Here is an 8,400-nt window from a genome sequence, read left to right on the forward strand (position 1 = left end):
AATACAAATATAAACCGAAATCTTTGTAAATACTAACTTATATAAGGTAGGAGGGAGATTATGGACGGAAAACAAATGAAGGATCATCATATCGATTTAACATCTGCTGAAATAGCAGTACTTTGGTCTTCGTATATGACTGAAAGTGCAACATTACCTGTTCTAAAATATTTTAACAATATTGTTGAAGATCTAGAAATTAAGCAAGTAATAGAGCTAGCTTTAAGTAAATCATCAGAACATCTTAAAACTCTAACCGATTTATTTATAAAAGAAAAATACCCGATTCCTATTGGCTTTTCAGATGAAGATGTCAACCTCAATGCTCCCAGGCTTTTTTCTGATACATATATGTTATTCTTTCTTAGAAATTTAGGAAAAGCAGGAATTGCTGCAGATGGAATGGCGTTTTCGATGGCAGCTCGCAAAGACATTCGAGAGCTTTACCATCACTTTTTATTTGAAGCTACAGAAGTTGAGGATAAAGCGAAAGAACTAATGCTTTCAAAAGGAATATTTATTCGACCACCTTATATAAATAAACCGGAAAAAGCTGATTTTGTGGAAAAGCAAGGCTTTCTTCGTGGCTGGCTTGGTGAAAGACGAACACTAACAGCAGATGAAATTGCCCATATTTTTATGAATCATACAAATAATTCGAATGGTAAGGCACTTTTAATAGGTTTTTCTCAAACAGCAAGATCCGAGGAATTAAGAAATCACTTTATTAGAGGTGTTGAGCTAGCACGCTCAATTATTGGTACTCTAGGTACGATTTTAGAAGAAAGTACATTACCAGCTCCGATGACTTGGGACACTGAAGTAAACAATTCAACTATTGCACCTTTTTCCGACAAATTAATGTTGTTTCATGTTAGCGCACTTAACGCAATTGGCATGGGGAATATTGGTGGATCACTCGCTCTTTCACTTCGACGTGATGTAGCCACTAAATATCTTGGTATGATCAAGGATATTGGCCTTTATGCTGAAGATGGTGCAAATATTATGATCAAAAACGGTTGGTTTGAACGACCGCCACAAGCAATGGATCGTGAAAATTTATCTAAAGGTAAGAAATAGTCATATTAGTGTGTTTATATTGGTTTTTTAAGTCGTGGGTGGTTTCCTACGTCATTTCTCTTCGATTTTTCAGATTTATCGGCGATTTTATAAATTTATCGGCGATTCTGTGGATTTATCAGCGATTTTTGAAATTTATCAGCGATTCTGCGAATTTATCGGCGATTAGACAATTTCCGACACCCGCTAACCGCCATCAATTAAAAAAAGATATGAAATTAGGCATCCTACACCTATCTTCATATCTTTTTTAAAATCTTATTTAGAATGTCTTTCTTCAAGAACCTTTAACACTTCATCTAATGGTAGCTTTTGCTCTCTTAATAAAACCATCAAGTGGAAAAGTAGATCAGCTACTTCCCATTTCAGTTCTTCTGCATCGCGATTTTTTGATGCGATGATCACTTCACTTGCTTCTTCGCCGACCTTTTTCAGGATTTTATCAACACCCTCGTTAAAAAGATAGGTTGTATAAGATCCTTCTGGAAGCTCATTTTCACGCTCAGCAATTAACGCTTCAAGATTGTTTAAAATAGAGAAGCGATCTTGTGATGTGAAAACTTCTTGTTTATCAATTGTTTCGTTAAAGCAAGTGTATGCTCCAGTATGACAAGCTGGTCCTGCAGGTTGAACGAGTACTAAAATTGCATCTTGATCACAATCATATCTCAGTTCAACTACCTTTTGAATATTGCCAGATGTTCCACCTTTATGCCAAAGCTCTTGTCTTGATCTGCTGTAAAACCATGTTTCCTTTGTTTCGATTGTCTTTTTTAAAGACTCTTCATTCATATAAGCTAGCGTTAAAACTTCCTTGCTGGTTGCATCTTGGATAATCGCTGGAACTAATCCCTTTTCATCAAACTTCACATTTTCTATCATCGAACATTCACCCCCTGTTGATCTAAATACATTTTCACTTCTTTGACCGATGTTTCTTTATAGTGGAAAATTGATGCTGCTAATGCTGCATCTGCTTTTCCTTTCTGAAATGCATGTAAAAAGTGTTCGGCATTTCCTGCTCCACCTGAGGCAATAACAGGAACAGTAACATTTTCACTTACTGCTTTATTTAAAGCGAGGTTAAAGCCACTTTTTTCGCCATCACTGTCCATACTTGTTAGTAAAATTTCTCCAGCACCACGTTTAACAGCTTCTTGCGCCCATTTCACAACTTCCCAATTCGTTGCTTTTCTTCCACCATGTGTATAAACTCTCCAGCTGCCAAGCTCTTCGTCATATTTTGCATCAATCGCAACAACGATACATTGTGATCCAAAAAAACCTGATCCTTCTGTAATAAGCTCTGGATTTAGTACAGCTGCAGTGTTTAATGATACTTTATCTGCACCAGCACGGAGGATTTTTTTCATATCTTCAAGAGAGTTAATTCCCCCACCAACTGTAAACGGAATAGCTAGCTGTGCTGCCACTTGCTCGACAACATCAACCATTGTTTTGCGACCTTCATGTGAAGCAGAAATATCTAAAAAGACGAGCTCATCTGCGCCTTCTTGATCATAAAATTTAGCAAGCTCAACCGGATCTCCTGCATCACGTAATCCTAAAAACTGAATCCCTTTAACAACTCGTCCTTCTTTTACATCTAAGCACGGAATAATACGTTTTGTTATCATGATTTCTTCCCTACTTGTAACGCATCAGACAAACTGAATTGATTTGTATAAAGAGCTTTCCCGACAATTGCACCAGATACTCCAGTGCTTTCATATTCTGCTAGTGTTTCTAAATCTTTTAAAGAACTTACACCACCTGAAGCGATCACCTTTTTACCAGTTGCTTGAGCCATTTCAACAACAGCTTCAACATTTGGTCCTGATAGCATGCCATCTGTTGCAATATCAGTAAAAATAAACACCTCGGCACCAGCATTTGCAAGCTCTTTGCCAAGATCAGTTGCTTTAATAGTTGATGTATTTAACCAGCCTTCTGTTGAAACATAGCCATCTTTCGCATCAATACCTATTGCGATTTTTTCACCATATGTAGCAAGCATTTTTTTCACAAAATCCGGATTAGAAATAGCTGCACTTCCTAAAATAACACGATCTACACCCTTTGATAAATAAAAGTTCACATCATCTTCTGTTCGAATACCGCCACCAATTTGAATTTTCGCTGACAGCTTTTCAGCTGCATCAATAACATGCTGATGATTCACAAGCTTGCCTTCTTTAGCTCCATCAAGATCAACCATGTGAATCCAGCTTGCACCATTATCATCAAATTGCTTGGCCATATCAAAAGGAGAATCACCATATACCGTTTCTTTGTTATAATCTCCTTGAAGCAATCGTACACATTTACCGCCACGCATATCAATTGCAGGATAAATAATAAATTGGCTCATGTTATTCTCCCTCCACTATTTTAATATAATTTCGTAAAATGCTTAAACCAAGCTCACTGCTTTTTTCTGGGTGAAATTGTGTGCCATATACATTTCCACGACCAACAATGGCAGGTACTTCAATTCCGTAGTCAGCTGTTGCTAAAAGAGTATCTTTCTGATCTGTATGAACATAATAGGAATGAACAAAATACGCATAGCCACCAGAAATTCCTTCAAGTAAACGACTTTGATTTTTAATGATCAAATCATTCCAGCCCATATGTGGAACTTTTAATGGCGCTACCTCTGTACCTTCAGGAATTTTCACGATTTGACCTGGTAATAAAGATAAGCCATTTGAAAGTCCATTTTCAACACTTTCATCAAATAATAATTGCATGCCCAAGCATATCCCAAGTAGAGGCTTTCCTTCGGCTACCACTTTATGAATGAAGCTTGTTAATCCTGTTTCATTTAAAATTGACATCGCATCTTTAAAAGAGCCAACACCTGGTAGAATATAGCCATCCGCTTTATCTAATTCTTCTTGATCAGAAGTCAAAATATAATTCACATTCATTCGTTCTAGTGCTTTTCTAACGCTATATAAATTACCCATTCCGTAATCAATAATTGCGATCATGTTAGAGCATTCCCTTCGTAGAAGGAAGAACACCTTCAATACGTGGATCAACCATTGTTGCTTCATCTAAAGCTCTTGCTAATGCTTTGAAAATCCCTTCAATCATATGGTGTGTGTTGTGACCATAATGAACAATTACATGTAAATTCATGCGCGCCTCAAGAGCAAGCTTCCATAAAAATTCGTGAACATTTTCCGTATCAAAGGTGCCGACCTTTTGACTTGGAAATTCTGCTTTAAACTCAAAATGTGGTCTGTTACTTAAATCAACGACAACCTGAGCAAGTGCTTCATCCATTGGTACAAACGCATTTCCATAACGTTTGATACCTCGTTTATCACCTAAAGCTTCTCGAAGTGCCTGACCTAGGCAAATACCGATATCCTCTGTTGTATGATGATCATCAATTTCCACATCGCCATTTGCATTAACCGTTAAATCAAATTGACCATGCTTTGCAAACAAATCAAGCATATGATCCATGAATGGAACATCTGTTTTAAGTGCTGATTGACCTTTTCCATCGATCGTAAAATCTAAGGAAATTTGTGTTTCTTTTGTATTTCGTTCAATTGATGCTTTTCTTGTCATTGTTTTCGCCTCCTATTTAAGTCGTTCTTCCATTGCACGAGCATGTGCTTCTAGGCCTTCAAGTCTTGCTAGCTTAGCAACCTTACTGTAATTTTCTAAAAATGCTTTTTTACTATATGAAATAATACTGGATTTTTTCATAAAATCATCAACATTTAACGGACTTGAAAAACGTGCTGTACCGTTCGTTGGTAATACATGATTAGGTCCCGCGAAATAATCACCAACAGGCTCTGAGCTATATCTTCCAAGGAAAATCGCTCCAGCGTGCTTGATTTCGTTCAGGCTTGCTAAAGGATTTTCTGTTAAAACCTCCAAATGCTCTGGTGCTAATTCATTCACTACAGCAATTGCTGTTTCAAACGTATCTGTTACATAGATGTGTCCGTAAGCATCAATTGATGCCTTAGCAATTTCTTTACGCGGTAAAGTGGCTACTTGTTTTTCAACCTCAATTGCCACCTCTTCTGCTTGTTTCATAGATGTTGTCACAAGAATACTAGATGAATTTTTATCATGCTCTGCTTGTGAAAGTAAATCTGCTGCAATTTCATTTACTCGAGCTGTATGATCACTTAACACAACAATTTCACTTGGACCTGCAATCATATCAATATCAACAATCCCAAATACCTCACGCTTTGCAAGGGCAACAAAGATATTCCCCGGTCCCATGATTTTATCAACAGCAGCAATTGTTTCCGTTCCATAAGCAAGTGCCGCAATTGCCTGTGCACCACCAACTTTATAAATCTCAGTAATACCAAGCTCTTTTGCCGCAACTAACACACCTGCAGGCAATGTTCCTTGCTGATTAGGTGGTGATGTAATCACGATTCGCTTCACGCCAGCTACCTGAGCTGGAATTACATTCATTAACACTGAAGAAGGATATGCAGCCGTTCCACCTGGTACATAAACACCAACAGCATCTAAAGCTGTTATTTTCTGACCTAGCATTGTTCCATTTTCATCATAGCTTATCCACGTTTCACGTTTTTGCTTTTCATGAAACGCGCGAATATTAACCGCTGCTTCACGAATAATTGTTACTAGCTCTTCATCAAGAGATCTATATGCTGCAACAAATTCTTCTTCTGTTACTTTTAAATTTGATAATGTGACTTTATCGAATGTTTCAGTATATGAAAAAAGTGCTTTGTCACCTTGCTCTTGTACAGTTGAAATAATCGATTGAACAACCTTTCGCTGCTCTTCTGTACCTGTATCGATTGTTCTTCTTAATGATACTTTTTTATCAGTAATGCGAGTAATTTTCATAACCTAGCCTCCAATTACTTTCGATAACCGTTCTACTAATTCATCGATTGGTTCATCCTTCATTCTGTAGCTAACAGGATTCACAATTAAACGAGAGGTAATATCGCATATATGTTCAAGCTCAACTAAACCATTTTCCTTTAATGTTCGACCGGTTGAAACGATATCAACAATTCGTTCTGCTAAACCAATTAAAGGAGCTAATTCAATCGATCCGTTTAATTTAATAATCTCCACTTGTTCACCTTGCTCACGGAAATAGCTTGATGCAACATTAGGATATTTCGTTGCGATTTTCGGTGCAACATCTGTAATCTTCGCATTAGGTAAACCTGCTACAGCAAGATAGCATTCACTAATTTTCAGATCAAGAACTTCATAAACATCACGTTCTTCCTCTAGCATCACGTCTTTACCAGCAATACCAACATCTGCAACACCATGTTCAACATATGTGACAACATCCATTGGCTTCGCTAAAATAAAGCGGATATTTTCATTCGGTACATCTAAAATCAGCTTTCTTGATTCATCAAATTCTGGAGGAAGCTGATAACCTGCTTTACGAAGCATATCTGCTGCTTCTACAAATATTCTTCCTTTTGGCATGGCAATTGTTAATACATCCTTCACCTTACAGCTCCTCCTTTTTTGAACCAATAAAGTAGACAACTTCTTCAAATTGCTTTGTAAAAGCATCCACATCTTTTATCCCATTAATATCCTGCATCACAACTTTTTTTGCTGAAGCTCTAAGCTCGGTCGTATGTGCAATTGCCTCTTTACGACGCTCCTGGCTATAAATAACACAGTGAAATTTCTGTTCTTCTTCGATATTTAACGCTTCGATAATTCGGTCAATATGCAATCCAAAGCCTGTTGCAGGTGCAGCTCGATTAAACTTTTCAAATAAGTGGTCATATCTCCCACCATTGCCGATTAAAAAGCCAACATTATCTGCATACACTTCATATAAAATTCCTGTGTAATAGCTCATATGGCTAACAATATTTAAGTCTAGCTTAATATAATCTGTTACCTGGAAAGCTTCTAGAGCTGACCATAGCTGACTGATTTCCTGTAAAGAATTTTTCGCTTCTTGTGAAGAAACCATTTCTTGTGCATCTGTAACTTTCTCAATGTCTCCACGAAGCTTTAATAAATTTAATAACCTTTCTTTATCAATAGAGGATAAAGGTAAATTCTTTACATGCTCTCGATAACCAACATAATTTTTTTCGTATAAAAAGCGTCGTAATACATCTGCTCTTTCTTGATTACCCAGTACCTCTTTAAATAGGGCATTACCAAAGCCGATATGACCAATGGCAATTTTAAAATTATCAAGTCCAGCTTCTTTTAATGTTTCAATCATTAGCGCAATTGTTTCAGCATCAGCACTTGTTGTGCCATCACCTATTAATTCAACGCCAACTTGCTCAAATTCTGCCGGACGACCACCTTCACGCTGTTGAGCACGAAATACATTTGCAGAATATGCAAGACGTAAAGGATATGAGGTGTTATATAATTTAGATGCTGCTACACGTGCAATTGGTGCTGTCATGTCAGGTCTTAAAACAAGAGTATGTCCTTGTTGATCTAGCAGTTTGAAAAGCTGCTGATCTAGGATTGCTGATTGTACGCCAACTGTTTCGTAATATTCTAATGTGGGTGTTTCAATAAATTGAAAGCCCCATCGTTCGATTGCTGAAGTCATTGCTTGACGCGTTTTCTTTTTTACTTCATATAGATTAGGTAGTGTGTCTACCATTCCAAGCGGTTTCTCAAACATAAACATGTGTCTGTACCCCCGTTATTAAGTACTAAGTATAATTTTCTGAATGCTTTACTTCGCTAATATACTACCAAAGTGAAGGGTTTATTTCAAGAAGTTAGCAGAAAATAGTTTTGGTTATTGTTTTGGAATCGTTTATTTATTCAGTTAATTTGGTATAGGGTAGTGCTATTATTTCTTGGAATTCCTTATGTAACAGTGCTTGAGTGGTTTAAACAAACGTTTAATTAACTGCTTTCTTGTGAAGATACTGGCTATTATAGTTTGTTAGATAGTAATTAGTCCGTTTCATTTCGCTGCAGACATTTGCTTTCCGCGGGGAGGAAGTCAAGCCTCCTCGGCTTCGCCTGTGGGGTCTCGACCTTTCCTCTGCACCCGCAGGAGTCAAATGTCTTCCGCTCCATTCCACTATAGAATACTTTACAAAGATATAATCTTAAAAAACAACTATTAGTTAATTGTTTTCGCTATTTATAGTTATTGTTATATTAGGAAATAGACAACGTAAGACAAATAATTAATAATTTGTTAGGTAGTAACAAGTCCGTTTCATTCCGCTGCAGACATTTGCTTTCCGCGGGGAGGAAGTCAAGCCTCCTCGGCTTCGCCTGTGGGGTCTCGACCTTTCCTCTGCACCCGCAGGAGTCAAA

9 protein-coding genes are annotated in these 8,400 nt (G+C 37.3%); 1 reads left to right on the forward strand and 8 read right to left on the reverse strand.

Features of this window, described 5'->3' with window-relative positions:
* The first annotated feature begins 60 nt into the window (after positions 1-60).
* Complete coding sequence (locus JOC75_RS19815; protein ID WP_204955715.1) at positions 61-1,083, forward strand: DUF3231 family protein; 1,023 nt, start codon at positions 61-63, stop codon at positions 1,081-1,083.
* Between the two features lie 258 nt (positions 1,084-1,341).
* On the opposite strand, the gene hisIE is transcribed toward JOC75_RS19815, so the two are convergent.
* Genes hisIE through JOC75_RS19855 form a run of 8 tightly spaced genes read right to left on the reverse strand, consistent with a single transcriptional unit; the run spans position 1,342 to position 7,753 of the window.
* Complete coding sequence (hisIE, locus tag JOC75_RS19820; protein ID WP_204955716.1) at positions 1,342-1,965, reverse strand: bifunctional phosphoribosyl-AMP cyclohydrolase/phosphoribosyl-ATP diphosphatase HisIE; 624 nt, start codon at positions 1,963-1,965, stop codon at positions 1,342-1,344.
* A complete protein-coding gene (hisF, locus tag JOC75_RS19825; protein ID WP_204955717.1) occupies positions 1,962-2,720 on the reverse strand; it encodes an imidazole glycerol phosphate synthase subunit HisF in 759 nt (252 codons plus the stop codon). Before hisF ends, hisIE begins: the two co-directional genes overlap by 4 nt.
* On the reverse strand, positions 2,717-3,454 hold the full coding sequence (gene hisA / locus JOC75_RS19830; protein WP_204955718.1) for a 1-(5-phosphoribosyl)-5-[(5-phosphoribosylamino)methylideneamino]imidazole-4-carboxamide isomerase: 738 nt from the start codon (positions 3,452-3,454) through the stop codon (positions 2,717-2,719). Before hisA ends, hisF begins: the two co-directional genes overlap by 4 nt.
* Position 3,455: 1 nt before the next feature.
* Positions 3,456-4,079 (reverse strand): imidazole glycerol phosphate synthase subunit HisH, encoded by a 624-nt coding sequence (gene hisH / locus JOC75_RS19835; RefSeq protein WP_204955719.1) that lies wholly within the window; start codon positions 4,077-4,079, stop codon positions 3,456-3,458.
* A 1-nt stretch (position 4,080) separates the two neighbouring features.
* Positions 4,081-4,671: an imidazoleglycerol-phosphate dehydratase HisB gene (hisB, locus tag JOC75_RS19840; RefSeq protein ID WP_204955720.1), complete on the reverse strand. Its 591-nt coding sequence runs from the start codon at positions 4,669-4,671 to the stop codon at positions 4,081-4,083.
* 12 nt (positions 4,672-4,683) lie between these two features.
* Positions 4,684-5,952: a histidinol dehydrogenase gene (gene hisD / locus JOC75_RS19845; RefSeq protein ID WP_204955721.1), complete on the reverse strand. Its 1,269-nt coding sequence runs from the start codon at positions 5,950-5,952 to the stop codon at positions 4,684-4,686.
* 3 nt (positions 5,953-5,955) lie between these two features.
* Positions 5,956-6,561 (reverse strand): ATP phosphoribosyltransferase, encoded by a 606-nt coding sequence (gene hisG, locus JOC75_RS19850; RefSeq protein WP_239589593.1) that lies wholly within the window; start codon positions 6,559-6,561, stop codon positions 5,956-5,958.
* Between the two features lie 25 nt (positions 6,562-6,586).
* Positions 6,587-7,753 (reverse strand): ATP phosphoribosyltransferase regulatory subunit, encoded by a 1,167-nt coding sequence (locus tag JOC75_RS19855; RefSeq protein ID WP_204955722.1) that lies wholly within the window; start codon positions 7,751-7,753, stop codon positions 6,587-6,589.
* Positions 7,754-8,400 lie beyond the last annotated feature (647 nt).

Source organism: Metabacillus crassostreae (assembly GCF_016908395.1).
In the GTDB taxonomy this organism is placed as follows: Bacteria; Bacillota; Bacilli; order Bacillales; family Bacillaceae; genus Metabacillus; species Metabacillus crassostreae.

What these genes read in the sequence shown, in the direction of transcription:
- JOC75_RS19855 (WP_204955722.1), bottom strand. Translation starts at nt 7,753, where the DNA reads ATGTTTATGTTTGAGAAACCGCTTGGAATGGTAGACACACTACCTAAT.
- hisH (WP_204955719.1), bottom strand. Translation starts at nt 4,079, where the DNA reads ATGATCGCAATTATTGATTACGGAATGGGTAATTTATATAGCGTTAGA.
- JOC75_RS19815 (WP_204955715.1), top strand. Translation starts at nt 61, where the DNA reads ATGGACGGAAAACAAATGAAGGATCATCATATCGATTTAACATCTGCT.
- hisF (WP_204955717.1), bottom strand. Translation starts at nt 2,720, where the DNA reads ATGATAACAAAACGTATTATTCCGTGCTTAGATGTAAAAGAAGGACGA.
- hisD (WP_204955721.1), bottom strand. Translation starts at nt 5,952, where the DNA reads ATGAAAATTACTCGCATTACTGATAAAAAAGTATCATTAAGAAGAACA.
- hisG (WP_239589593.1), bottom strand. Translation starts at nt 6,561, where the DNA reads ATGCCAAAAGGAAGAATATTTGTAGAAGCAGCAGATATGCTTCGTAAA.
- hisIE (WP_204955716.1), bottom strand. Translation starts at nt 1,965, where the DNA reads ATGATAGAAAATGTGAAGTTTGATGAAAAGGGATTAGTTCCAGCGATT.
- hisA (WP_204955718.1), bottom strand. Translation starts at nt 3,454, where the DNA reads ATGAGCCAATTTATTATTTATCCTGCAATTGATATGCGTGGCGGTAAA.
- hisB (WP_204955720.1), bottom strand. Translation starts at nt 4,671, where the DNA reads ATGACAAGAAAAGCATCAATTGAACGAAATACAAAAGAAACACAAATT.